Source organism: Acinetobacter sp. ANC5681 (genome assembly GCF_023488045.1).
Classification (GTDB): domain Bacteria; phylum Pseudomonadota; class Gammaproteobacteria; order Pseudomonadales; family Moraxellaceae; genus Acinetobacter.
Genome location: NZ_JAMFKZ010000001.1, coordinates 52938 through 76961 on the forward strand (window position 1 = coordinate 52938; position 24024 = coordinate 76961).

Genomic DNA, 24024 nt, shown 5'->3' on the forward strand with positions numbered 1-24024 from the left:
AAGGGCATTATAAGATGATAATAATGCCCTGAATATAAAAGTAATTAGTGGTAGCTTGTTACGCGTTCCACTTCATTTTTAGAGCCAATTATAACAGGAACACGTTGGTGTAATTCTGTTGGTTGAATATCCATAATGCGAACACGTCCTGTCGTAGAGGCACCACCAGCTTGTTCAATTAACATGCTCATTGGATTTGCTTCATACATTAAACGCAAACGACCTGCTTTTTTAGGATCTTTGAGATCATAAGGGTAGAGGAAGATGCCGCCACGACATAAGATACGGTGAATATCACCGACCATACATGCAACCCAACGCATATTGAAATCTTTTTCACGGACTGATGTTTTACCCGCTAAAAGCTCGTCAATATAGCGTTTCACTGGATTTTCCCAATGACGTTGATTTGATGAGTTGATAGCGAATTCTTGTGTATCTGCTAAAACTTGAACTTGATTCGTAGTAAGTAGGAAGGTTTGAGTGGTTGGATCGAAAGTAAAGAATACAACACCTGCACCTACGGTAAGCGCTAACATGGTCGAAGGACCATAAAGTACATACCCAGCAGCGACTTGCTCAGTACCCGCTTGCATAAAATCTGCAGATTGAGTGACTGCATTTTTAGCGGGAAGAATAGAGAAAATTGTACCGACACACATGTTGATGTCGATGTTGCTTGAACCATCGAGTGGATCGAATAACACTAAATATTTGCCATTTTCTTGGGCAGGTGTGAAATCATCCAATTCTTCAGAAGCTAATCCACCTACTTGCGGATGCGCTTTTAATGCATCAATAAGATAGTCGTTAGAAATGACATCTAATTTCTTTTGAGTTTCACCTTGTACATTTTCGTTGCCAGCACTGCCTAAAATACCAGCTAAAGCGCCTTTTTGTAGTGCTTGGTCAATGGTTTGGCATGTTGCCGCGATTGTTTCAATGACTTGTGCCAATTCTGGTGTCAAATTCCCTTTTTGTTGTTCTAAATATTGGGATAATGTAAGGTTTGACATATTGAATTGCTCCGATTTAGCCGCATCAAAAATTGATAAAAAGAATGTCGCTATTCTAGATGAGATCGCTCGAAAATAAAAATTATCTTACTTTATTTATGTTGCTTTTGTGATTACAAGCATTCTATTACATGCTATGTTGATTGCATACTAGACAGGAAGTTTGGAGAGTAACGATGTCAACCAAAAATTTTGAAGCTACCCCCACGCCAAGTGAATCGATTAGCTTAGATACGATTTCGAAAGAAAGTGTGAAAGATGCTTGGAAAGAGTATGAAGCGAAGCCTGAGTACAAAGAATTTAATAAGCACGATATGATTGAGTCGATGCAACCTCAGTCGAAGCAAAAATCTTCATCTTAATCAAAATAAAAATGCTCACATTGTGAGCATTTTTATTGCAAATCTGAACATTATTTTAATAATGGTGGCACTGCTTCATAATTAATTTCTACGCGACGATTTTCTTTCCACGCTGCTTCGTCATGACCCGGGTTTACAGGTGCTTCTTTACCGTAGCTCACGGCTTCTAACTGCTGTGGGTTGACACCATTGGTAATCAAGAAACTTTCGACCGCTTTTGCACGACGCTCACCTAAAGCCATATTGTATTCACGCGTACCACGTTCATCCGTGTGACCTGTCAATGCCACCCGAGAATTAGCATTTGCAACAAGGAACTGTGCATGTGCTTGAAGTGTTTGATAGTCATCATTTGATAGATCGCTGCTATCGTAATCAAAGTGAACAACACGTTTCGCTAAAAATGCTTTGTTCGCAGCAGTTACCCCTTTTGATGAAGCGCCAGCCAAGTTCTGTGCATTCAATGCAGCATCTTCACTTAGTCCGTCAGTGCTTACCGTGGTTGATGTATTAGGTGCTGTATTGCCTGCTGTGATTTCAGCAGCAGGTTTACGACTCGCACAACCCGTGAAAGCAATCGTCGCAGCTAAGAGTGGGAGTGTTAGGTATTTAATATTCATGTGATTCTCCAATCAATCAAATTTATTTTGGTGCCCAAGCGGGTTCACGGACTTCACCTTGTTCGCTTGGTAAATTCATACGGAATCGACCATCTGTAGACATAATAGAGAGTAAGCCGCGGTTACCCTCACGTGTTGCATAAACAACCATCTGCCCATTCGGAGAGAAACTTGGTGACTCATCCAGACTGGTTGGTGTCAATATATTAGTGATCCCTGTATTAATATCTTGTAATGCGACTTTGTAATTACTGCCACTTGGTCGATGAACTAAAGCAATTTTTTTACCGTCAGCACTTAACGTGCCGCGTGCATTAAATGCACCTTTGAAGGTAAGGCGTTTAACTGAACTATCATCAAAACTGTAGCGATAAATTTGAGGAGAACCGCCACGATCTGAGGTAAAAATAAATGATTTTCCATCAGGTGCATAACGTGCTTCGGTATCAATCGCTGAGTCATTGGTCATACGCTGTAATTGGCGCGTATTTAAATTCATCTGATAAATTTCAGGATTACCATGCATAGATGCTGTGAACAACATAGATTGCCCATCGGGCGAGAAGCTTGGTGCACCATTTAAGCCTTTGAAGCTCGCTAAAACCTCACGTTGACCCGTTGCTAAATCCTGAATGTAAATTGCAGGACGTTTAGTTTCGAAAGAGACATAAGCAATCTTTTTAGCGTCAGGTGTCCATGTTGGAGAAAGGATTGGATCTCGTGATGACAGTACCGTTTTAGGTTGTTCGCCATCAGTATCGGCAATTTGTAATGTATAACGTTGAGCAGGGGTTTCTGGATTACGTAATACATAAGCGATACGACCGCTGAAATCACCCGCAATACCAGTTAGTGCTTGGTATATCGCATCACTGATCATATGCCCAGCTTGACGAACACGAGAGCTTGGTACAGTCAGCACTTCATTTAATAAATATTGTTGTTTTTGTACATCATAGAGTTGGTAATGGATTTCAAATGTATTCGCATCGATGGTTTTAATTTGACCAACCACCACATATGGAACACCAGCATTTTGCCAATCACCAGCTTGGATTTGGTTGATGCTTGCAGTTGCAGGTAAGTTTTGCGATGCACTTGTAAATCGACCTGAACGATTTAAATCATTTTCAATGATTGGATAAATCGCACTGTCATTTGTAAAAGGGATAATTGCAATTTTTGGCGCTTGTTCGGGTGCTTTTGCAATTTCAAGGTGAAGTTGTGCAAAAGTTGCTGTTGGAACAATTGCGCTAATAGCAGTCAAAACTGCTAAAGAGATGAGGTGTTTACGAGTCTTGTCCATAGTTACAATTACTTATGTTCGTATTTTTGTGGCTGTTGATTATTTAACATAGTTACAGGCTTTGTTCTATTAAAAGCATGTAACGTTAACTATTCATTACTGTTTTGCAGTAAAGCTAGAAGTAAAGCTTCTTGCTTCACGGCGTGCATCAGGGTCATCTGGCATAGGGTAAGGAGCAGCGGCTCGAACAGCGGCTTCTACACTTGCTTTTACATCGGGATCACTAGAATTTACAATCACAGATAAAACAGCACCACTATCACTAAGTGTTACACGGGCTGTTGCTTTTTGTCCTGTTGAACCAGCAGGGACATTCCAAGCTCTTTCAATTTTATTTGTGAAATCACGTTTGGCAGTCGAAGCAATTTTTTTCGAATCTGCCTTTTTCTGAGCTGCCTCTTGCTCTGCCTTTTTAGCAGCAGCGGCTTTTGCATCTGCTTCGGCTCTTTCGGCATCTGCTTTATCTTTTGCAGCTTTATCAGCAGCGGCTTTGTCTTTTGATGCTTTATCAGCAGCGGCTTTGTCTTTTGCAGCTTTATCAGCGGCAGCTTTGTCTTTTGATGCTTTGTCAGCAGCGGCTTTGTCTTTCGCAGCTTTATCGGCAGCAGCTTTGTCTTTTGCAGCTTTATCAGCAGCGGCCTTGTCTTTCGCAGCTTTATCGGCAGCGGCTTTGTCTTTTACAGCTTTATCAGCAGCGGTCTTGTCTTTCGCAGCTTTATCGGCAGCGGCTTTGTCTTTAGCTGCTTTATCAGCAGCGGCCTTGTCTTTAGCAGCTTTATCAGCAGCGGCTTTGTCTTTAGCAGCTTTATCAGCAGCGGCTTTGTCTTTAGCAGCTTTATCAGCAGTAGCTTTGTCTTTAGCAGCTTTATCAGCAGCGGCTTTGTCTTTTGCAGCTTTATCAGCGGCAGCTTTGTCTTTTGATGCTTTGTCAGCAGCGGCTTTGTCTTTCGCAGCTTTATCGGCAGCAGCTTGTTCTGTTTGACGTTTTACTTCTTCATCTGCACGTTGTTTTTCGGCAATTTTGCGTTGTTCTTCTGCTTGTTTTGCTTGGGCTGCTTCTTTTGCTTTTTGTTTTGCATCAGCGAGTTGCTGTGCAGTAGGCGTTAGTGGAGTGACAGGAACATTTTCAGGTTGAGTATTATCTACAACAGGGCTTAATATTTCTTCCGCTTGATTTTCAGCAGTCGTTTCCTGTTCTACAGGTTTTGCCATCGGTGGTGGTAAATCTTCAGGCTTGATGAGAACAGTCGTCAGTTTTTTCGGTTGCTCAGGCGGTTTACTTAGACCTAAGAAAAGCAAGCCAACAATCGCAATTGCATGTACCCCAAGGGTAAAACCTAGCGCAATTGCATTTTGTTTAAAAGGTGGCTCTTGAAATTTTTTCATAACTTACTTTAATGGCTCTGTCAGTAAACCAACTTGAGTTAAACCGGTTTCTTGTAAACTAGCCATGAGTGATACAACCTCACCATAGGGGCGAGATTTATCACCATTCACTAATACGGTGAGTTGTTTATTTTCTTGTTCCGCTTGCTTTTGAGCATCACTCAAAATAGCTTCAAGCTGCTCAAGTGAAAGAGGTTCACTATCTTTATGATCTTGGTATTGCAAATAAATATTGCCATCTTTGCCAATCGTTACCATTGCAGGCATGTCTTTCGATTCGATAGGATTATTATTCGCTTGGGGCAAATCAACTTTGATGCCGCTGGTAATCATAGGTGCAGTGACCATAAAAATGACTAAAAGTACCAACATAACGTCAATATAGGGTACAACGTTCATATCACTTTTCAGTGGTTTTTTAATGCGTTCAAAACGCCCAGATCGTTGAATTGCCATTATGCATCTTCCTGTGTCGATCCAATCGCTTGACGCTGTAAAAGAGCGACCATTTCTTCTGCGAATAACGCACGATCTGAGTAAATAGATTCACCTTTCGCTGTGAAGTGGTTAAAAGCCAGCACAGCAGGAATTGCTGCAAATAAACCGATTGCCGTTGCAATAAGTGCTTCAGCAATACCCGGTGCTACGGTTGCCAAAGTAACTTGATCAACGGCAGCAAGGCCAATAAAGGCATTCATAATGCCCCAAACCGTACCGAATAAGCCGATATAAGGCGCAACAGAACCAATACTCGCAAGCGCTCCTAAACCTTGTTCTAAACCGCCTTGATCACGACTTAGACCGACACGAAGAATACGTTCAGTACCTTCAATGGTTTGATTGGTATCTGCTTTGCGTTTTTGTAGTTTAAAAAACTCACCTAAACCTTGATAAAAAATATCTTCTAGGCCACTACGTTTCGAGTTTAACTGAGCATTATTGTAGAGCGTGTTTAATTCGGCACCTGACCAGAACATTTTTTGAAAATGCTCATCATCTTGAGCTGCTTTTTTAAAACCCATATGTAATTTGGCAATTAAGTACCAGCTGAAAATTGACGCTAGTAATAAGATCAACATGACCAATTGCACGACTGGGCTGGCTTGTAAAATCAGGTCAGAAATATGTAGAGAAGATTCTAAATTAGTTGCCATAAGTTGAGTGCCGAAAGTTTATTTTTAGTCCTGTGCTAATTCTTTTTGAATCAGATCACGTATTTCTTCAGGAAGTCTACGTGGCATTAACTCTTTGTTTAAACATGCCAACGTAACCTCACCTGAAGCAAGCAAGATTTCACCACGATAAATATTTTGTTGCAACACAAAAGACGCGGCTTTACACGAAATAACACGTGCTGTAACGGTAATTAAATCGTCCATTAATATAGGGCGTACATATTTCACCTGAATTTGATGTACAACGAAGTTGTAGTCTTGTTGATGCCAGTAGTGATCGATGCCTGCTGCACGTAACCATTCAGTTCGCGTGCGTTCCATAAAACGAATGTGATTGGCATGGTAAACGATACCACCTGCATCTGTATCTTCAATATATACACGAATATTAAATTCAAAATGATTAGCCATATCCTTAACCTATTTCTGCATACTGCGAGCAATTGAGGGAATGATATTGCGTCAATGATAGGATGGGAATAGTAATAAATAACATATTAGACTTCTTTCATAATTGTTTAGACCCTCTTTATTTTCTTCTATTAAGAAGAAAATAAAGAATTTATAAAAGAAACCTAATAATTTCATTCTGGCGGTGTCATACCAAACTGCAAATACGCCATATTGGTTGCAATACGCCCACGCGCAGTACGCATCACATAACCTTGCTGAATTAAATACGGCTCAATCACATCTTCAAGTGTTCCGCTATCTTCAGCCATCGCGGCTGCTAAAGCTTCAACACCTGTTGGACGACCTTCAAAACGCTCAAGTAACATACTGAGATAACGGCGATCTAAAGTATCTAAACCATCTTTATCTACATTAAGCATGTCTAAAGCACGTTGTGCCATCTCTTGTGTCACTTCACCCGTGCCTTTCACTTGTGCATAATCTCGAACACGACGTAATAAACGATTGGCAATACGTGGCGTACCACGTGCACGTCTAGCGATTTCAGTTGAACCTTCTTTGGTAATCGGAACATCCATCAAGTTTGCCGAACGGGTGACAATATAGGTTAAGTCCTCAACTGAATAGAACTCCAGCCGTTGCACGATCCCAAAACGGTCACGTAAAGGCGAGGTGAGTAGCCCCGCACGCGTTGTTGCTGCGACTAATGTAAATGGTGGTAGATCTAATTTAATTGAGCGGGCAGCAGGACCTTCACCAATCATAATATCTAATTGGTAATCTTCCATTGCCGGATAAAGAATCTCTTCAATAACAGGGGATAGACGATGGATTTCGTCAATAAAAAGGACATCGCCTTCTTCCAAATTGGTCAGCATCGCCGCTAAATCTCCAGCTCGTTCCAATACAGGACCAGAGGTGGATTTTAAATTACCGCCCATTTCGCGTGCGATAATATTCGCCAATGTGGTTTTACCTAAACCCGGTGGACCAAAAATCAAGGTATGGTCGAGTGCTTCACCACGACCTCGTGCAGCACCAATAAAGATTTCCATTTGCTCACGTACCACTGGCTGACCAATATAGTCTTCAAGAGAGGTTGGGCGAATCGCACGATCAAAATGATCTTCTGGTTTTTCAGAACCACTGATTAAACGGTCTTGCATAATGAGTTCGGTCTATCTTTATTTATTCAATGACTTAAGTGCAGCTCGGATAATATCACTGGCTTCGGTAAAATCTGCTTTAACGGCTTGAATCAATTTTTGTGCTTCAAGTGGTTTGTAGCCCAGTGATTGTAAAGCGGCTTCAGCTTCGGCAACAGCAGAATTTCCAGTGAACTGTATTTGAGTGGATGCTGTATTATTTGAAACGGTAGTGGTTGAAAATGCTTTAAAACGATCACGTAGTTCAATCATTAAACGTTCAGCTGTTTTTGTACCAACTCCCGGGACTTTGACCAGTGTTTTTACATCACCATGTTCGACTGTATGGATGATCATGTCCACGCTCAAAGTCGAAAGAATACCGAGCGCCATTTTAGGACCGACACCATTGACCTTGAGTAAAGTACGAAAAATAATTTTCTCTTGTGCATCACTAAAACCATACAGTTGCTGTGCATCTTCTCGAACCACCAAATGTGTCCATAAAGTGACTTTCTGTCCTTTTTGTAATTGGCAAAATGTCGAAAGTGGTGTGTCAATTTCATAGCCTACACCATTTACATTCAGCAATACGGTTGGGGCTTCTAAGGCAAACACCTCGCCAATTAAACATCCGATCATAAAACTCGTTTCACTGTTGTTTTGAAAATTCAAATTAAAAGATAAAGTTCTCTGTTTTAAAAGAACCCAACTTTATTGCCTTGCAACTCTTGCGCCAAGCTATAAGCCTGATGATCCGAGAACTTACTAATAATATCGAGAACTTGCATAATATTGTGGTAATGGTTGCTTTGGAAATGTGCACCTGAATGCTGCAATATAGACATCAACCGTTGTTCCTTAAAACTTAGGGTCTTGTGCGGCATGGTTAAGGGCACAAAGGCATCTAAAATAGTTTGTAAACTTTGATGAGCAATGATCTCTAAACCTGACTTTTGCGGATGCTCAAAAATCCGATCTCTGGCGAGATTCTTGGCAGTTTGGATACCTACCTCAATATCAGGTGAACAATATTGTAAAAGACTGCCTTTAAGCTGACCCGTTAAAATTTCATAATGATGTTTAGCAAAAGCAGTAGTGACTTCATCGACAAGACGTTTCATCACACGCCCACGCAAAGCTGCGATTTTTTGCTGCCATGTGGTATGGGGTAGGTGTAATTCTTCTGGTAGACCGAAATCGGCAATTAAATTGAGAAAGATCGGCTCAACTTCTTCATAACTGAGCATATTCAGTATGATGCCATCTTCCAAATCAATAAGTGCATAACACATATCATCTGCAGCTTCTAATAAATAGGTCAGCGGATGACGACAAAAATGATATTCACCGAGTTGAATTAAGCCGAGCTGTTCAGCCAATTGTTTTAAGATTTCTTTTTCAGATTGATAGCAACCAAATTTTGCTCTTTGATGCGATGGCATATCGCCTTGTTCTTCAATGGTTTTAGATAACCATGGATATTTTAAATAAGCTCCGAGTGTGGCGCAGGTCAAACGCATGCCACCATCATCAGGATGATAATCAATACGACTAAGTAGACGAAGTCCTTGTGCATTGCCTTCAAACTGACGTACATCTGCTGCTTCTTCGGGTGTTAATTGGCTGAGAAAGTCACGATGCGATGCATCATCAAACCATTCCCGAATCGCATATTCACCTGCATGTCCAAAGGGGGGATTACCAATGTCATGTGCAAGGCAAGCTGCCTGAATAATTGCACCAACATCTGCTGGTGAAATCCACATTGGTAATTCATCTTTGATTTTTTCAGCAGCCAACATGCCGAGCGAGCGGCCAATACAAGAAACCTCAAGCGAATGAGTCAGTCGAGTATGAATACCATCGTGTTGAGTCAATGGGTGAACTTGAGTTTTTCTATTCAGTTGTCGAAAACTTTGGGAAAATATAATTCTATCGTAATCTTTGTGAAATGGGCTTCGAGCCAATTCTGTACTACTTTTTTTACTGCCTAAACGAATTGCGGAAAGCAATTCCAACCAACGCATTTGTTCCATTCATCATTATTCACTATGAGTTCAAGATCATCATGCCAAAAAAAAGATTAAAGCACTAGAGTAGGGCGACATAAGTTGTCTTAGATAAGTATGTTGTCGTTTATAGTTTTGTATTCAATCATAATTTAAGGCATTTGTTGGTTCGCATATGTTGCTTGTATAAGGTGTTGATGGTGGCGTAAAAGAGTCATTTACAGGCAATGATCAATTCTTTTTTCAGTTTGGTATTTCTACAAAAGAAGAATTGTAAACAAGAAATATGATTTATACAGCAGGCTAAATGAATTGTTACGAATATAGTAAACCCATAAAGCGATAAGAAATTAAGAAACTTGGGATAGAAAACTCTGATTTTTAAGATGGATATGTCTAGCTGAAAGAAGGCTTTCACAGTAGAATATGCGCTCTCTCATAAGTCACATTGTGGTAGGTTCGTTAGACCCGCCCGTGGAGCCAAAGTCAACATGTTTATCGTGGCCGGTGCATCAGCACATTCTTCTTTTAAGAAAGCTCAACTCTTAAACCGTTTAGCGTCAATGAGTTCTGTTCAATCTTTTGACAGCCAGTGGGTTTATTTGTTTGATCAAGCGCTCAACGAGCAGCAACATCAATCGGCATTACAACTTTTAAACGATGGTCAATCTTTCGAACTTCGCCAAGCTGCAAGTGATGAAATCCAGATTTTAGTCACACCGCGTGTAGGGACAATCTCGCCGTGGTCATCTAAAGCAACGGATATTTTCCAAAACTGTAATACTCCAATTCACCGTTTAGAGCGTGGTCTGTTATTTACACTGAAAGGTGTGAAAGAGATTTCGAATGAAGTGAAATTGGCATTACATGACCGTATGACAGAGAGTGTTTTTGCTCAAATTGATGATGCAAAAGCTTTATTCTTAGAAACAGCGCCGAAACCATTGAACTCAATTGATATTTTGAGCCAAGGTAAAGAAGCATTAGTGAAAGCCAACAATGAATTTGGTTTTGCGCTATCTGACGAAGAAATTGATTATTTAGTTGCAGCATTTACCAAACTCGGTCGTAATCCAAACGACATCGAATTGATGATGTTTGCTCAAGCAAATTCTGAACACTGTCGTCATAAAATCTTTGGTTCTGAGTGGACAATTGATGGTGAAAAACAACCATTATCATTGTTCCAAATGATTAAAAATACCTATAAAGAATCTCCGACCGATGTGTTATCAGCCTATAAAGATAATGCCTCTGTGATCGTGGGTTATGACACGATGCGTTTTTATCCGAAAGCGGATGAAAATGGTCACTTCGTTTATAAATATAAGAGCCAAGCTGCTCATATTTTAATGAAGGTTGAAACACACAACCATCCAACTGCAATTGCTCCATTTGCAGGTGCTGCAACAGGTTCGGGCGGTGAAATCCGTGATGAAGGTGCAACTGGTCGTGGTGGTAAACCAAAAGCAGGTTTAACAGGCTTTACGGTTTCAAACTTAAATATTCCTGGTTTTGAACAACCTTGGGAAGAAAACTACGGTAAACCTTCACGTATGGCATCGCCATTACAAATCATGATCGAAGGTCCATTGGGTGGTGCTGCGTTTAACAACGAATTTGGTCGCCCAGCATTAAATGGTTATTTCCGTACTTTCGAACAGAATGTCAATGGTGAAGTGAAAGGCTTTCATAAGCCAATCATGATCGCGGGTGGTTACGGTAACATCCGTCCTGATCATGTTGAAAAAGATGCGATTCAACCGGGTGACTTACTCATTGTATTGGGTGGCCCTGCAATGTTGATCGGTCTTGGCGGTGGCGCAGCGTCTTCTGTAGACAGCGGTACCATGGGTGAGAGTTTAGACTTTGCTTCGGTGCAACGTGAAAACCCAGAAATGGAACGCCGTTGCCAAGAAGTCATCGATACCTGCTGGCGTTTAGAAGATTTTAACCCAATCGTGTCTGTACATGATGTGGGTGCGGGTGGTGTATCTAATGCCATGCCTGAACTTGTGAATGATCACGAGTTGGGTGCAGTGCTGAACCTGCGTAAAATTCCATCATTAGAGCCAGGCATGAGCCCGATGGAAATCTGGTCAAATGAAGCGCAAGAACGCTATGTGCTTGCGATTCGTCCAGAGTCTTTAGAACAGTTTGAAGAAATTTGTGCACGTGAGCGTTGCCCGTTTGCGGTACTCGGTGAGGCGACTGAAGCGCGTCACTTAACGGTTGAAGATCCTTTGTTTGAAAACAAGCCTGTTGATATTCCAATGCAGGTGATCTTAGGCGGTACACCGCGTATGCAACGTTCGTATGAAACGATTGAGCGTACGGGTAACGACTTTGATGCTGCGAAAGTTGACTTGAAAGATGCGATTTTCCTCGTATTGAAAAATCCAACTGTTGCGTCTAAATCATTCTTAATCACCATCGGTGACCGTTCGATTACGGGTATGGTTGCACGTGATCAAATGGTGGGTCGTTGGCAGGTGCCTGTTGCAGATGCAGCAGTAACGACGACAAGCTTGCAAGGCTTCACAGGTGAAGCAATGGCAATGGGTGAACGTCCACCTGTGGCATTGTTAAATCCTGCTGCGTCTGCACGTTTAGCGGTTGCGGAAGCAATTACCAATATTGCCTGTGCTAACATCGAACAAATTAGTGATATCAAGCTTTCTGCAAACTGGATGGCTGCGGCTGGTCAAAAAGGTGAAGATCAAGCCTTGTTTGAAGGTGTGAAAGCGATTGGTATGGAAATGTGTCCTGCATTGGGCATCGCAATTCCAGTTGGTAAAGATTCACTTTCAATGCGTACCACTTGGAACGATGGTGAAGACAAAGCCGTTACTTCGCCAATGACAGGCGTAATCACTGCGTTTGCACCTGTTTTAGATGTACGTAAAACATTAACACCTGAACTGAAGAACTTAGCAGACTCAGTACTTGTACGTATCGATTTATCTAAAGGTCAATTCCGTTTAGGTGGTTCGATCCTTGCGCAAGTATATAAAGCAATCGGTTCTGTTACCCCTGATGTGGATAGTTTTGATGACTTCAAAGCATTCTTTGCCTTGATTCAAGACTGGAACAATCGTGGTGTGATCAAAGCTTACCATGACATCGGTGATGGTGGTCTATTGGCAACTGTTGCTGAAATGATGTTCGCATCGCGTTTAGGTGTTGCTCTAGAAAATCAATCAACTGAAAGCTTATTTGCTGAAGAAATTGGTGCAGTACTTCAAATTACGGGTGCTGATTGGGCGCAGTTAGAAGTTGAAGTTGCAGCATCAAGCCTGAAAGATGCAATCGCAGTTGTGGGCCGTGTGAATACAACTGATCAATTAGCTGTGAATGGTTTAACTTTAGAACGTGCTGAATTACAACAAGCTTGGGCTGAAGTATCACATCAGATCCAACGTTTACGTGACAACGTTGAAACAGCTGATCAAGAATTTGCCTTAATTGCAGATAAAAACCACAAAGGTTTAATTGCACAAGCAACTTATGACTTAAATGAGCCAGTTGAAGCGCCGTTTATCAATACACGTCGTCCAAATATGGCAATTTTGCGTGAGCAAGGTGTAAATGGTCATGTCGAAATGGCGGCAGCCTTTGACAAAGTAGGCTTCAATACTATCGACGTACACATGAGTGATTTACTTGCAGGTCGTGTGAGCTTAAGTGACTTTGAAGGTTTAGTGGCTTGTGGCGGCTTCTCATACGGTGACGTGATGGGTGCTGGTGGTGGCTGGGCGAAATCAGTATTGTTCAATGCGAAACTACGTGATCAGTTCGAACAATTCTTCCATCGTGAAAATACATTCAGCTTAGGCGTATGTAACGGCTGTCAAATGATGTCACAACTTGCTCCGCTGATTCCTGGTGCAGAGCATTGGGGACGTTTCCACCGTAACATGTCAGAAGTATTTGAAGCGCGTGCAGTGAATGTTCGTGTAGAGAAATCTGTTTCTGTGTTGCTTGAAGATATGCAAGGTTCGATTTTACCAATCGCAGTTGCGCATGGTGAAGGTCGTTTAGTTGCGACAGAACAACAACTTGCTGCTTTAAATGCAGAGAACCAAGTCATCTTGCGTTATGTAGATAGTTTGGGTAATCCAACTCAGCACTATCCATTGAACCCGAATGGTTCACCTGAAGCGATTACAGGACAAACTTCTAAAGATGGTCGTGCAACAGTAATGATGCCACACCCAGAGCGTAACTTCCGTGCTTTACAACATTCTTGGAAGCCTGAAGATTGGGCTGAAGATGGTGCTTGGTTGCGTATGTTCCGCAATGCACGTAAGTTCATTGGTTAATATGAAATAAAAAATAAGCCACCGTAAGGTGGCTTATTTTATTCTTGGATTCAATATAAAATAACGATGAATGAGCAAGAACAATGAAATCAAAAAGAATATGCTAAAACTTATTTACTATGTACCTGAATCTCACCTTGAATTAAGCAAAAAAGCTATCTTTGAAGCTGGTGCTGGCGGTATTGGCAATTATGAGCATTGTGCTTGGCAAGTGAAAGGAATAGGGCAATTTAAACCAGTTAAGGGTGCAAATCCATTTTTAGGACAATTAGACGAACTAGAACAGCTTGAAGAGTGGCGTGTAGAAACCATTGTGCCTGAAGATAAAGCCAGTGTTGTGGCAAAGGTATTAAAGGCAAGCCATCCTTATGAAGAGCCTGCCTTTGAGTTTATTCAAATATTAGATATTGAATAATTATACTTTTTGAATAAATAAATCACGATCAAAACGATACTGCGGGAAGAACACACCATCTGTAGCCCGTTCACCTGCACCAATCACCATGACAGGATGCTGTTGATCATTTAATTTTAAAATTTTACGAACTAAAGGCTCATCAAAGCCTTCCATCATACAACTGTCAAAACCATAGGCACGTAAAGCCAATACCAAATTTTCACATGCTAAAGCAGTGGTTTTAGTTGCCCATAATTTAGCATCGGCAGGGTTAAATGCAGTCACAGGAAGTTGTTTATCAAGTGTACGGGCTACTTTAAATGCAACTTTTTTGAAGTTACCTAATGCATTGAAATAACCTGTTTTATAGTTGTAGGGGATAAAACGGTAATATTTTTGTACCATTGCAGGGGCTTCAGGAAATGGAAATTCGCTAATATTTCGTTTTGCCATTTCATCAACACGATCTGTACGCGCCACGCATACGATCAATTCTGATGCAGTTTTAGCAGCTAGCTGTCCTAAGCATGCTTTAACCAGTTGCTTTTTCTTACTTGGATTTTGCACCACATAGAATGTCCACGGCTGTAAGTTTGATGAGTTGGGTGCAAGCAGTGCCAAATCTAAACATTCATCTAAAATCTCACTTGGAATCGGTTTATCCGTGAACTTACGTACTGAACGACGGCTTTCGATGACTTTACGGAAATTGGCAACATCAATATCTTGAGTGGCAGGTTCGTAGTAGCGTTTTTTGTCGGTTTGATTTTGTTCAGACATGAGAATAAATGTTCCTATAAGATTGTTGTTCATATTGGGACGTTAAATAAAAAAACCACCCAGTCTTGACTAAGTGGTTTATATAAAAACAGTGTAATGTATTAATTGAACTGTGAGAAGTCAGGCTTACGTTTTTGCATAAATGCTTGTACAGCTTCCATCATTTCAGGTGAACGTACACGCTGCATAAAGATTTCAGCTTCTTCATCGACGCAAGCAATAATTTCAGCTAAGTCTTTTTTCATTAGCGCTTTACTTTGTTTTAGAGACGCTAAAGGTAATGCTGCTAAATGTTGAGCTGTTTGTTGTGCGGTTGCATAAACATCTTCAACGACATCATTCACGAGATTTGCTTTTACTGCTGTTGCAGCATCAAATTTCTTCGCTGTGAATAATAATTCAGCCGCTTTCTGATAACCTGCTTGTTTGACCAATAAACGGCTCGCAGCACCTTCAGGAGAAAGGCCTAGGCTTACGAATGGAATTTGGAATAGGGCAGTATTGTCTGCAAATACGATATCAGCATGTAATAAGATCGTTACTCCGATCCCGATCGCTACGCCTTTCACTCCAATAATCAGTGGTTTAGAAAAACGAGCCGCGGCTTTTAATAATACAAATGGTGGTTGATCGCCTGCTTTGCCTTCATACGGCTTTTGCATAAAGCCCATGAAATCTTTCATGTCATTACCCGCAGTAAAATCTTGTTCTGCACCACGGAAAATAACAACACGTACATCTTTATTTGTATCAGCTTCATCTAATGCTTTTGCAATCCATAGATAAAGTTCGCCGTAAAGTGCATTTTTTGCTTCTGAACGGTTAATGGCTAAGGTGAGTACGCCATCTTCTAAATTTGCTTGCAAATGTTGATGAGGTTGTTGAATACAGCTAAGTGTCATCGTACTATCCTTGCTTTAATCCAGATTGATTTTTTAAGTGTCCTCATTATGTCGCATATTTGCCTAAATGGCGCAACTGATGAGTTCACAAAAAGTGAAATTACGCCTATGTACACATTTGACTATCTTATTTTTATTGGACGCTTTCAGCCTTTTCATTTAGCGCATCTACAAACGATTGAAATTGCGTTACAACAAAGTCAGAACGTGATCTTGGCATTGGGTTCAGCGCAATCAGAACGGAATATCAAAAATCCATTTTTAGCCCATGAACGTGAGCAAATGATTCTGTCTAATTTTTCAGAAGATGAGCAGAAACGGATTCATTTCGTGCATGTGGTTGATGTGTATAACGATGAAAAATGGGTCAAACAAGTCAAAACATTGGTCAATCAAGTGGTTCAGCCAAATGCAAAAGTAGGTTTGATTGGTCACTTCAAAGATGAATCTTCGTATTATTTAGCTTTATTTCCAGAATGGCAGATGGTTGAGTTGGATAGTTTAAAAGATTCTATTTCAGCCACGCCTATGCGAGAAGCCTATTATCGGGGAGAGATTCAAACTGAATTTTTCCCTAAAGGCACGATTGAATTTCTGACTGAATTTAAAAATACAAAAGTCTATGTGGAATTGCAGCATAAATATCTTGCGGGTGATAAAAGTAATTTAGATGAATGTTTTTAAGATTTTAGTTCTTTAAGCAGAAAATCGATGAAAACACGAATATGGAAAGATTCGTGTTTTTTGATGGATAAACTAGGGTCTGTTGACATTTGCTGTATAAAAAATAGCGAGTAAATAAAATTTAATCGTCAAACCAAATTCACTACTCGCTATGCCTCAAACATACAGATAAAGAGTGGATTTTTATTGATGGCTCTCATATCAGAGCACATCAACACTCTGCTGGGTTAAAAGATCAATCTATATCAAAAAGCATTGGTGGGAATAGTTCAAAAATACATTTAGCCGTTGATTCTCATGGTAATCCAATTGAAATTATCATCACGAATGGAACAACACATGATGTTAAAGTTGCGCCTGAGCTAGTTGAAAAATTAGATTTGGAAGAAACTGATGTCTTATGTGCAGATAAGGGTTATGATTCTGAACCACTACGAGAGCAAATCAGCGCGACGAATACAAAAGCCAATATCCCTCGAAAGCCAAATACTCAGTCCAACAATAATCATATCGACTGGAATCTATATAAAATTAGGCACTTAGTGGAAAATACTTTTGCAAGATTGAAGCAACTTAGAGGAATAGTAACTCGATAGGACAAGCTAAAACGTAATTATGAAAATGCGCTTGCTTTAGCTTGCATATACATCTGGTTGCCATTATGAAATGTCAATAAACCCTAATCTTTTTATCATACGCTAAGGTATAAGCAGCGGGCAATTTACCCATAACAAAAAAGCGAGTACACAACTCGCTTTTTTTACTCAACATTATGAAGTGCCTTGCAATGCTTTTAGATCTTCCAATACTTGTTCAGCATGACCAGCAGCTTTAACTTTGCGATAGCTTTTCACGAACTGTTTGTTGTGAAAAATAAAAGTTGAACGCTCAATGCCCATGACTTGTTTGCCATACATATTTTTTTCTTTGATGACATCAAAATGTTTGCATAACACTTCTTCTTTATCACTAATTAAATCAATTGTGAGCGCTTGTTTTTCCGTGAAATTTTGATGTGCTTTAACAGAATCTCTAGAGACTCCAAAAATTTGACAATTTAATCCTTCAAATTGATCTTTTAAACACGAAAATCCAATAGCTTGAGTCGTACAACCTGGGGTTGAATCTTTGGGGTAGAAATAAATGACAAGCCATTCGCTGCCTAACTCAGCAAGATTAACTTCACCTTGTGTAGTTGAAAAAGTATGATTCGGTAATTCAATATTCTCAGACATTTTTATTCCTTCTATAAAGCTAAGCGTGATCTAGTTCAAGTGGTAAAAAAGCATATTCTTCATGATAAACAATTTTACCGTGACGTATAGGAATTGCTTTGTTAAAACCTTGTCCTGTCAATCACAATAGTATGGAATTTTTCATCCTCTTCAACATAAAGGAAAGTTTAACAGAGCCTACAAAAAAGCCTGCATAAATGCAGGCTTTAATCTGAACAATACAAGCTTACTTTTTAGGAGCTTGTTGCTGAGCAGCTTTCATTGCTTCTTCAGTTAATTTTTCTAACTTAGATACCAAAGGGGCGCCTAAGCAAGCTTGTAAATCTTTATTTTGCTGTTGGACAAACGCTAAAGAACTAGGGCTTTTCTTGGCATTAATTGCACTTTGAATTTCCCATTTTTGTGCTTCAGTTACTTTACCTTGTGCATCAATTTGGCAACTACAGAATTTACTTACTTCCGCAGAGGTTAGTTTTCCACCTTTAGCTGTTTGATCTTTACATACGTTGACTAATGCAGATTTTACATTGGTACTTTTATATGCTGCTTGTAATGGATTATCAGCTGCATGAGATGCTGTAGCAAAAAGAGCCGCAGCTGACATCATTGTTGAAAGAATAATATTTGATTTAGAAAACTTCATATAATGTACCTAATTTTTACCTTATATCGTTTATTCCGCATAGCGCGTAGGATCCGCGACACCTGCTTCGATAAAACCTTGCTGACGTAAACGACAACTGTCGCATTTGCCACATGCACGTCCTTGAGCATCTGCCTGATAGCAGGATACCGTTTGGCTATAGTCTACGCCATGTTCGGTGCCTAAGCGTATAATATTCGCTTTGGATAAATGTAACAGAGGTGTTTCAATTTTAAGAGGTTTTCCTTCAACACCAGCTTTTGTTGCAAGTCTTGCAAGATTGGCAAAAGCGTCAATAAATTCTGGGCGACAATCTGGATATCCTGAATAATCAACAGCATTTACACCAATAACAATGGCTTCAGCGTCAAATACCTCGGCTGCTGCAAGAGCATAGGATAGAAAAATTGTGTTACGTGCTGGAACATAAGTTACAGGAATACCTTCTTGTAATTGTTCAGGTACATCAATGTTATGATCTGTAAGCGCGGAACCGCCTAAATTACCCAAATCGATATTAATTACACGATGTTCAACACCTGCTCGTTGTGCAAGTGCCTTAGCTGCATCAAGCTCAGTTGTAGAGCGCTGACCATACATAAAACTTAAAGCGATACAGTCATAGTTTGCTTGTGCCCAAGCGAGACATGTTGTCGAGTCTAAACCGCCAGACAATAATACGATGGCACGAGAACGCATATTATTTTCCATTATTCAACCTAAAATTATTCGTAGATGATTTGCCTCATTTGAGACAGTCACAAGATCATTAGCGACCAGATTCATCATTCCATAACAGCTTATGTAACTGTAATTGGAAGCGAACAGGGAGATGGTCATCTAAAATCCACTGAGCTAAATCACGTGCAAGAGCAGGCAGGGCAACAGCACCTTTTTCTACCGCGAAAGCAGGAGAGAACCATACTGTACTGACTTTATCTTGCAACTGGAAATTTTCCAGTTGTTGTTTAGACCATTCATAGTCGGCACGATTACAGATCACAAATTTAATCTGATCATGCTGTGTTAGATAGTCGAGATTGGTAAGTAAATTACGATGATCTTCATTAGACGTTGGTGTCTTTAGATCTAATACTTTCGAAACACGTGGATCAACTTTAGAAACATCTAAAGCTCCGCTTGTCTCAAGCGAAACGTCAAAACCGAGATCACACAAGCGTTGAAGTAATACAAGACAATTCGGCTGTGCAAGTGGTTCGCCACCAGTGACACATATATAAGGTGTTTTAAACTGGCTTGCTGTTTCAATGATATGTTCAAGTGATTGACGCTCGCCACCTTCAAAAGAGTACGTGGTATCACAATAGCTGCAACGAAGAGGGCAACCAGTTAAACGAATGAAGACAGTGGGTAAGCCAAATGTATTCGCTTCGCCTTGCAAAGAATAAAAAATCTCAGTGATACGCAAACCAGCAGCAGGATCAGAGACAGGAATTGCAGAGGAACGTAAGGAAGTCATAAAGAGTTACCACAAAATCAGCAAGCTATTAAAAAACAAAAATCTCTACGATCAGTGATAATCGTAGAGACGAGGAGCAGTGTAAGCTCCGTAGTATTACAACTTAGTCAGCACGTAATAAATCATTTAAACTTGTTTTAGCACGTGTTTTAGCATCAACTTTTTTCACGATGATTGCTGCGTAAAGGCTATAAGTTCCACATTTAGAAGGAAGGCTTCCCGCAACTACAACTGAACCAGCAGGTACGCGACCATAGTGAATCTCACCAGTTTCACGATCATAGATCTTAGTCGATTGACCGATGAATACGCCCATAGAGATTACAGAGCCTTCACCAACAATCACGCCTTCTACAATTTCAGAACGCGCGCCGATGAAGCAGTTATCTTCAATAATCGTTGGGTTTGCTTGTAATGGCTCTAATACACCGCCAATACCTACACCACCAGATAAATGTACATTTTTACCAATTTGCGCACATGAACCAACAGTTGCCCAAGTATCAACCATTGTGCCTTCATCAACATATGCACCGATGTTGACATAAGATGGCATCAAGATCACATTTTTAGCTTGGAAGCTACCACGACGAGCAACAGCTGGAGGAACTACGCGTACACCTGCTGCTTTAAATTGCTCTTCAGTCCAACCTGAATATTTAGTTGCAACTTTGTCATAAAACTGTAGATCACAAGCTTCAATAGGTTGGTTGTCATTGAGTTTAAAAGAAAGTAAAACTGCTTTTTTTAACCATTGGTGAACAACCCACTCACCATCAATCTTTTCAGCCACACGAAGTGTACCGTTGTCTAAACCAGTTAATGCTTCTTCAACGGCTTGACGAATTTCTGTAGGGCAGTCCGTAGCTGAATAATTTGCACGGTCTTCAAATGCTTGCTCAATGATCGTAGAAAGCTGAGGCATGATCTTCCTTCATCCAAAAAAATTTTGAAGATTTTACACTAAATTGAACCAAGAAGCTTTGAAAAAAGTCGTTACAATAAAGTGTTTTAAAATTAAGCAATAAAATTGTAATGAATTCGGATTTAATTGTTTTTTATCTATTATTTTAAAATATACAATTATTCTGAATTTGTATCAAAAAATAACAAAAAGTAATCAGTTTCTGTATAAAAAGATATCAATCATTCTTTTAAGATTTTATTACAGTAACAACTATACCTTAGATAAAAGTATTTTTTGAGGAGACTTCAATGAAAGCTTTGCGCGTTATTTTAGCTGCAGGTGCATTAACAGCGATTGCAGGTTCTGCTTTAGCAGCAGATGAACAAGTTGTGAAGGAATCAGGTTCTACGTTTCCTTCATACTTAGATCCAGTTTCAGTTCGTGCTGAAGTGGGTACTACAGGTTATGGTGGTGCAATTTCTTATCGTGTTAATCCATATGTAGGTTTAAGCCTTGGTTACAATGGTGGCGACATTTCATGGTCTGATGATGTCAAAATTGATGGCACCAAATATGATCTTGATATGGAGAATAACAACACATATTTAAATGCTGAACTTTATCCATGGGGTGCGAGTCAAAATGCGTTCGCTCGTTCGCTTTATGTAGCAGCAGGTGTTGGGTATCTTGATAATGATTATGATCTTCAGAAACGTACATCAGCAGGTCGTACTTTAACAATTGACAACAATGATTATGAAGTTGTTAATCCTGGGCAAGAGGGTGGTGTACGTGGCAAAATGTCATATAAAAATAACATTGCGCCTTATGTCGGTTTAGGTTTGAATGCACCAGTGTATAAAAATATTGGTTTGTTTGGTGAAGTTGGTGCTTACTACACAGGTAACCCTGACGTAAAACTTGATGATTACAACTTAAAAGGTGTTAACGGAGCTAAGCCGATTAATCAGGCAGTTGCTGATGAGCAAGACAAAATTGCGAATAAGAGTCGCTATGAATGGTTGCCAGTGGCTAAAGTGGGTGTGAGCTTTAAGTTCTAACCTACCAACTCTGCATAAAAAACGAGCTTAAAGCTCGTTTTTTTATGCTCAGATTTTAGGTAAAAATAAATGGCTAATAGTAGTAAAGCGATTCATTTTGTTATATTTATTCTTCGGGATAAGCCACTTTTTTAAGTTCTTTGATGTTTGTTTTTGGAGAACATAAAGAAATAAATTCATAACCATAGCCACGTAAAAGATGTCCTTTACGCACAGCAATCCAAGTTGTATTCACTCCAAAAACATCAGTTTTTAATTGTTCTAAGCGATAATCTTTGTCTGTGTCATACGCGACATCATTGACAATACCCACCCCCATATTGAGTTCGACATAGGTTTTAATGACGTCGGCATCTAAGGCGGACATCACGATATCGGCATGTATATGAGCATCTTCAAATGCCTTATCGATTTTAGAGCGTCCAGTAAAGCCGCCATGATATGTAATCAATGGATATTCGGCCAAGACATCTAAACTAATTTTATCTAATTTAGTCAACGGGTGGTCTTTAGGTGTAATGATACTATGATGCCATTCATAATAAGGTACGCTAGCTAAGTTCTCTTCCGTCGTCAAAGATTCAGTTGCGATACCAATATCTGCTTCACCTTGGAGTAGCATTTCTGCGATTTCAACAGGACTCGCTTGTTGTAAAACCAGATGTACTTTTGGGAATAATTTTTTAAACTGATTCACAATCGGTGGAAGAACATACCGTGCTTGGGTATGCGTTGTTGCAATCGTTAATGTCCCCTCATCAACTTTATTAAAATCATCTGCGAGACGTTTAATATTGTCAGCATCAACTAACATACGCTCCACAATGCTTAATAACGATTGACCTGGTTCAGTCAAACCAAGTAAACGTTTACCTTTACGTACAAAGAGTTGTACACCTAACTCATCTTCTAAATCTTTAATGTGCTTACTGACACCAGATTGGGAGGTATAAAGTGCCGCAGAAGCTTCAGTTAAATTAAAGTTTTGGCGAACAGTTTCTCGAATAATTCTGAGTTGTTGAAAGTTCATAATAATTTTTCCACATAAAAGATGAGGAACGATCAAATTTATTTAACCGCCCTCAAGATATTATTCTAAGCAACTTGAGTCGTTTGGTCTGCAAATAAATGAAGTTGAGCAGCACTAATCCAGACGGTTTGATTCGGTCTAAATTGATGTAAATTTGCTTCTTCCACACTAAGTAAAATCTCAATGGTACGTCCACTGCGATCTTGTAACTCCGCAATCACTTTGCCCGCAATCCAGACTTCACGTATAAACGTTGCCTCAATCGTATTCGCTTGGGGACGGGTATGAATATGTAATTCATTTGGTCGTGCAAATGCAATCACTTTTCCTTGCGGTGCTTCTAATGAGGTTGGCAGTTGGATTCGATCATCACCAATGCGGATGATACCGCTAGTATGTTCGCCTTCAAAACGATTTGCTTGACCTAAGAAATCAAAAACAAAGGGGGTTGCTGGTTTTTCATAAACTTCACGAGGTGAACCAATTTGTTCAACATCGCCTTTATTCATGACAATAATTTGGTCTGCGACTTCCAAAGCCTCTTCTTGGTCATGTGTAACAAAAATAGATGTGATATGTAGTTCATCATGTAAGGTTCGTAACCAACGGCGTAATTCTTTACGAACTTTGGCATCTAGTGCGCCAAAAGGCTCATCAAGTAATAAAACACGTGGTTCTACGGCAAGGGCACGTGCTAGTGCAATACGTTGACGTTGTCCACCTGAAAGTTGAGCAGGGTAACGATCAGCTAAGAATCCAAGTTGAACCAAATCTAATAAGCGCGTGACACGTTTTTTAATTTCGGCTTCTGATGGACGAGTTGCACGTGGGCGAACGCGTAAACCAAAAGCAATATTATCAAACACAGTCATATGGCGGAATAAGGCATAGTGCTGAAATACAAAACCGACTTGACGTTCACGAACATGGATATTGGTGGCATCTTCGCCTTCAAGTAAAACTTGACCATGATCAGCAGATTCTAAACCCGCAATGATGCGTAATAATGTTGTTTTTCCACAGCCTGAAGGACCAAGCAAAGCAACTAATTCACCTTCAGGAAAGTCTAAAGAGATATTTTTGAGTGCATGGAATGCACCGAAGTGTTTTTCAATATTTTTAACTTGAATACTCATGTGTTCATTCC

The 24024-nt window shown here is 40.0% G+C and carries 24 protein-coding genes and 2 pseudogenes; 6 read left to right on the top strand and 20 right to left on the bottom strand.

Going from position 1 to position 24024, the window contains the following annotated elements:
* Positions 1-44: 44 nt before the first annotated feature.
* Positions 45-1016 carry a class 1 fructose-bisphosphatase gene (locus M5121_RS00235; RefSeq protein WP_087536405.1) on the bottom strand — a complete coding sequence of 324 codons (972 nt, stop codon included), beginning with the start codon at positions 1014-1016 and terminating at the stop codon, positions 45-47.
* Positions 1017-1192: 176 nt separating this feature from the next.
* On the opposite strand from M5121_RS00235, the gene M5121_RS00240 reads away from it, so the two are divergent.
* Positions 1193-1378: an NF038105 family protein gene (locus M5121_RS00240; protein ID WP_005161254.1), complete on the top strand. Its 186-nt coding sequence runs from the start codon at positions 1193-1195 to the stop codon at positions 1376-1378.
* A 50-nt stretch (positions 1379-1428) separates the two neighbouring features.
* Here the strand turns inward: M5121_RS00240 and pal are convergent, their stop codons facing one another.
* From pal to M5121_RS00285, 9 genes are all read right to left on the bottom strand, one after another.
* Positions 1429-1998, bottom strand: coding sequence for a peptidoglycan-associated lipoprotein Pal (gene pal / locus M5121_RS00245; RefSeq protein ID WP_087536406.1), 570 nt, complete (start codon positions 1996-1998; stop codon positions 1429-1431).
* A 22-nt stretch (positions 1999-2020) separates the two neighbouring features.
* Positions 2021-3304 carry a Tol-Pal system beta propeller repeat protein TolB gene (gene tolB / locus M5121_RS00250; protein WP_249569834.1) on the bottom strand — a complete coding sequence of 428 codons (1284 nt, stop codon included), beginning with the start codon at positions 3302-3304 and terminating at the stop codon, positions 2021-2023.
* A 96-nt stretch (positions 3305-3400) separates the two neighbouring features.
* On the bottom strand, positions 3401-4690 hold the full coding sequence (gene tolA / locus M5121_RS00255) for a cell envelope integrity protein TolA (RefSeq protein WP_249569836.1): 1290 nt from the start codon (positions 4688-4690) through the stop codon (positions 3401-3403).
* A 3-nt stretch (positions 4691-4693) separates the two neighbouring features.
* Complete coding sequence (gene tolR, locus M5121_RS00260) at positions 4694-5146, bottom strand: protein TolR (protein ID WP_087536408.1); 453 nt, start codon at positions 5144-5146, stop codon at positions 4694-4696.
* Complete coding sequence (gene tolQ / locus M5121_RS00265; protein WP_004661166.1) at positions 5146-5844, bottom strand: protein TolQ; 699 nt, start codon at positions 5842-5844, stop codon at positions 5146-5148. The genes tolR and tolQ overlap by 1 nt, the downstream gene beginning before the upstream one ends.
* Positions 5845-5868: 24 nt before the next feature.
* Complete coding sequence (ybgC, locus tag M5121_RS00270; protein WP_005161226.1) at positions 5869-6276, bottom strand: tol-pal system-associated acyl-CoA thioesterase; 408 nt, start codon at positions 6274-6276, stop codon at positions 5869-5871.
* A 173-nt stretch (positions 6277-6449) separates the two neighbouring features.
* Positions 6450-7445, bottom strand: coding sequence for a Holliday junction branch migration DNA helicase RuvB (gene ruvB, locus M5121_RS00275; RefSeq protein ID WP_005161224.1), 996 nt, complete (start codon positions 7443-7445; stop codon positions 6450-6452).
* 18 nt (positions 7446-7463) lie between these two features.
* Positions 7464-8066: a Holliday junction branch migration protein RuvA gene (gene ruvA / locus M5121_RS00280; protein WP_249569838.1), complete on the bottom strand. Its 603-nt coding sequence runs from the start codon at positions 8064-8066 to the stop codon at positions 7464-7466.
* A 56-nt stretch (positions 8067-8122) separates the two neighbouring features.
* The gene (locus tag M5121_RS00285) at positions 8123-9463 is read right to left on the bottom strand and encodes a deoxyguanosinetriphosphate triphosphohydrolase (RefSeq protein WP_249569840.1); all 1341 of its coding nucleotides are present in this window, start codon (positions 9461-9463) and stop codon (positions 8123-8125) included.
* A 464-nt stretch (positions 9464-9927) separates the two neighbouring features.
* On the opposite strand from M5121_RS00285, the gene purL reads away from it, so the two are divergent.
* Both purL and M5121_RS00295 read left to right on the top strand, forming a co-directional pair.
* Complete coding sequence (gene purL / locus M5121_RS00290) at positions 9928-13758, top strand: phosphoribosylformylglycinamidine synthase (protein ID WP_249569842.1); 3831 nt, start codon at positions 9928-9930, stop codon at positions 13756-13758.
* A 100-nt stretch (positions 13759-13858) separates the two neighbouring features.
* The gene (locus tag M5121_RS00295; RefSeq protein ID WP_249569844.1) at positions 13859-14173 is read left to right on the top strand and encodes a YqfO family protein; all 315 of its coding nucleotides are present in this window, start codon (positions 13859-13861) and stop codon (positions 14171-14173) included.
* Here M5121_RS00295 and M5121_RS00300 read toward each other — a convergent pair whose 3' ends face one another.
* Positions 14174-14935 (bottom strand): nitroreductase family protein, encoded by a 762-nt coding sequence (locus M5121_RS00300; RefSeq protein WP_087546817.1) that lies wholly within the window; start codon positions 14933-14935, stop codon positions 14174-14176.
* Between the two features lie 101 nt (positions 14936-15036).
* The gene (locus tag M5121_RS00305) at positions 15037-15837 is read right to left on the bottom strand and encodes an enoyl-CoA hydratase-related protein (protein ID WP_087544834.1); all 801 of its coding nucleotides are present in this window, start codon (positions 15835-15837) and stop codon (positions 15037-15039) included.
* Positions 15838-15945: 108 nt separating this feature from the next.
* Between M5121_RS00305 and M5121_RS00310 the strand changes: the two genes are divergently transcribed.
* Together M5121_RS00310 and M5121_RS00315 are read left to right on the top strand one after the other, a co-directional pair.
* Complete coding sequence (locus M5121_RS00310) at positions 15946-16521, top strand: nicotinate-nicotinamide nucleotide adenylyltransferase (protein ID WP_249570068.1); 576 nt, start codon at positions 15946-15948, stop codon at positions 16519-16521.
* A 143-nt stretch (positions 16522-16664) separates the two neighbouring features.
* A pseudogene (locus tag M5121_RS00315) lies at positions 16665-17186 on the top strand (IS5 family transposase); the annotation flags it as partial.
* A 105-nt stretch (positions 17187-17291) separates the two neighbouring features.
* On the opposite strand, the gene M5121_RS00320 reads toward M5121_RS00315, so the two are convergent.
* From M5121_RS00320 to dapD, 6 genes and pseudogenes are all read right to left on the bottom strand, one after another.
* A complete protein-coding gene (locus tag M5121_RS00320; RefSeq protein WP_249569845.1) occupies positions 17292-17756 on the bottom strand; it encodes a peroxiredoxin in 465 nt (154 codons plus the stop codon).
* A gap of 19 nt (positions 17757-17775) precedes the next feature.
* Positions 17776-17905 (bottom strand): annotated as a pseudogene (locus tag M5121_RS00325) (Dph6-related ATP pyrophosphatase); the annotation flags it as partial.
* Between the two features lie 77 nt (positions 17906-17982).
* A complete protein-coding gene (locus M5121_RS00330) occupies positions 17983-18399 on the bottom strand; it encodes a hypothetical protein (RefSeq protein ID WP_004913510.1) in 417 nt (138 codons plus the stop codon).
* Positions 18400-18429: 30 nt separating this feature from the next.
* Positions 18430-19098, bottom strand: a complete 669-nt coding sequence (queC, locus tag M5121_RS00335; protein WP_215899298.1) for a 7-cyano-7-deazaguanine synthase QueC — start codon at positions 19096-19098, stop codon at positions 18430-18432.
* A gap of 70 nt (positions 19099-19168) precedes the next feature.
* Positions 19169-19879 (bottom strand): 7-carboxy-7-deazaguanine synthase QueE, encoded by a 711-nt coding sequence (gene queE, locus M5121_RS00340; RefSeq protein WP_004913505.1) that lies wholly within the window; start codon positions 19877-19879, stop codon positions 19169-19171.
* Between the two features lie 103 nt (positions 19880-19982).
* Positions 19983-20804, bottom strand: a complete 822-nt coding sequence (dapD, locus tag M5121_RS00345; RefSeq protein ID WP_249569846.1) for a 2,3,4,5-tetrahydropyridine-2,6-dicarboxylate N-succinyltransferase — start codon at positions 20802-20804, stop codon at positions 19983-19985.
* A gap of 290 nt (positions 20805-21094) precedes the next feature.
* On the opposite strand from dapD, the gene carO reads away from it, so the two are divergent.
* Positions 21095-21847 (top strand): ornithine uptake porin CarO, encoded by a 753-nt coding sequence (gene carO, locus M5121_RS00350; RefSeq protein ID WP_087536423.1) that lies wholly within the window; start codon positions 21095-21097, stop codon positions 21845-21847.
* A 106-nt stretch (positions 21848-21953) separates the two neighbouring features.
* Here carO and M5121_RS00355 read toward each other — a convergent pair whose 3' ends face one another.
* Positions 21954-22877, bottom strand: a complete 924-nt coding sequence (locus M5121_RS00355; protein WP_004959761.1) for a CysB family HTH-type transcriptional regulator — start codon at positions 22875-22877, stop codon at positions 21954-21956.
* 65 nt (positions 22878-22942) lie between these two features.
* Positions 22943-24013 carry a sulfate/molybdate ABC transporter ATP-binding protein gene (locus tag M5121_RS00360; RefSeq protein WP_005161170.1) on the bottom strand — a complete coding sequence of 357 codons (1071 nt, stop codon included), beginning with the start codon at positions 24011-24013 and terminating at the stop codon, positions 22943-22945.
* Positions 24014-24024: the final 11 nt, after the last annotated feature.

Coding starts and splice junctions, on each gene's coding strand:
- M5121_RS00235 (WP_087536405.1), bottom strand. CDS start 1,016: ATGTCAAACCTTACATTATCCCAATATTTAGAACAACAAAAAGGGAAT.
- M5121_RS00240 (WP_005161254.1), top strand. CDS start 1,193: ATGTCAACCAAAAATTTTGAAGCTACCCCCACGCCAAGTGAATCGATT.
- pal (WP_087536406.1), bottom strand. CDS start 1,998: ATGAATATTAAATACCTAACACTCCCACTCTTAGCTGCGACGATTGCT.
- tolB (WP_249569834.1), bottom strand. CDS start 3,304: ATGGACAAGACTCGTAAACACCTCATCTCTTTAGCAGTTTTGACTGCT.
- tolA (WP_249569836.1), bottom strand. CDS start 4,690: ATGAAAAAATTTCAAGAGCCACCTTTTAAACAAAATGCAATTGCGCTA.
- tolR (WP_087536408.1), bottom strand. CDS start 5,146: ATGGCAATTCAACGATCTGGGCGTTTTGAACGCATTAAAAAACCACTG.
- tolQ (WP_004661166.1), bottom strand. CDS start 5,844: ATGGCAACTAATTTAGAATCTTCTCTACATATTTCTGACCTGATTTTA.
- ybgC (WP_005161226.1), bottom strand. CDS start 6,276: ATGGCTAATCATTTTGAATTTAATATTCGTGTATATATTGAAGATACA.
- ruvB (WP_005161224.1), bottom strand. CDS start 7,445: ATGCAAGACCGTTTAATCAGTGGTTCTGAAAAACCAGAAGATCATTTT.
- ruvA (WP_249569838.1), bottom strand. CDS start 8,066: ATGATCGGATGTTTAATTGGCGAGGTGTTTGCCTTAGAAGCCCCAACC.
- M5121_RS00285 (WP_249569840.1), bottom strand. CDS start 9,463: ATGGAACAAATGCGTTGGTTGGAATTGCTTTCCGCAATTCGTTTAGGC.
- purL (WP_249569842.1), top strand. CDS start 9,928: ATGTTTATCGTGGCCGGTGCATCAGCACATTCTTCTTTTAAGAAAGCT.
- M5121_RS00295 (WP_249569844.1), top strand. CDS start 13,859: ATGCTAAAACTTATTTACTATGTACCTGAATCTCACCTTGAATTAAGC.
- M5121_RS00300 (WP_087546817.1), bottom strand. CDS start 14,935: ATGTCTGAACAAAATCAAACCGACAAAAAACGCTACTACGAACCTGCC.
- M5121_RS00305 (WP_087544834.1), bottom strand. CDS start 15,837: ATGACACTTAGCTGTATTCAACAACCTCATCAACATTTGCAAGCAAAT.
- M5121_RS00310 (WP_249570068.1), top strand. CDS start 15,946: ATGTACACATTTGACTATCTTATTTTTATTGGACGCTTTCAGCCTTTT.
- M5121_RS00320 (WP_249569845.1), bottom strand. CDS start 17,756: ATGTCTGAGAATATTGAATTACCGAATCATACTTTTTCAACTACACAA.
- M5121_RS00330 (WP_004913510.1), bottom strand. CDS start 18,399: ATGAAGTTTTCTAAATCAAATATTATTCTTTCAACAATGATGTCAGCT.
- queC (WP_215899298.1), bottom strand. CDS start 19,098: ATGCGTTCTCGTGCCATCGTATTATTGTCTGGCGGTTTAGACTCGACA.
- queE (WP_004913505.1), bottom strand. CDS start 19,879: ATGACTTCCTTACGTTCCTCTGCAATTCCTGTCTCTGATCCTGCTGCT.
- dapD (WP_249569846.1), bottom strand. CDS start 20,804: ATGCCTCAGCTTTCTACGATCATTGAGCAAGCATTTGAAGACCGTGCA.
- carO (WP_087536423.1), top strand. CDS start 21,095: ATGAAAGCTTTGCGCGTTATTTTAGCTGCAGGTGCATTAACAGCGATT.
- M5121_RS00355 (WP_004959761.1), bottom strand. CDS start 22,877: ATGAACTTTCAACAACTCAGAATTATTCGAGAAACTGTTCGCCAAAAC.
- M5121_RS00360 (WP_005161170.1), bottom strand. CDS start 24,013: ATGAGTATTCAAGTTAAAAATATTGAAAAACACTTCGGTGCATTCCAT.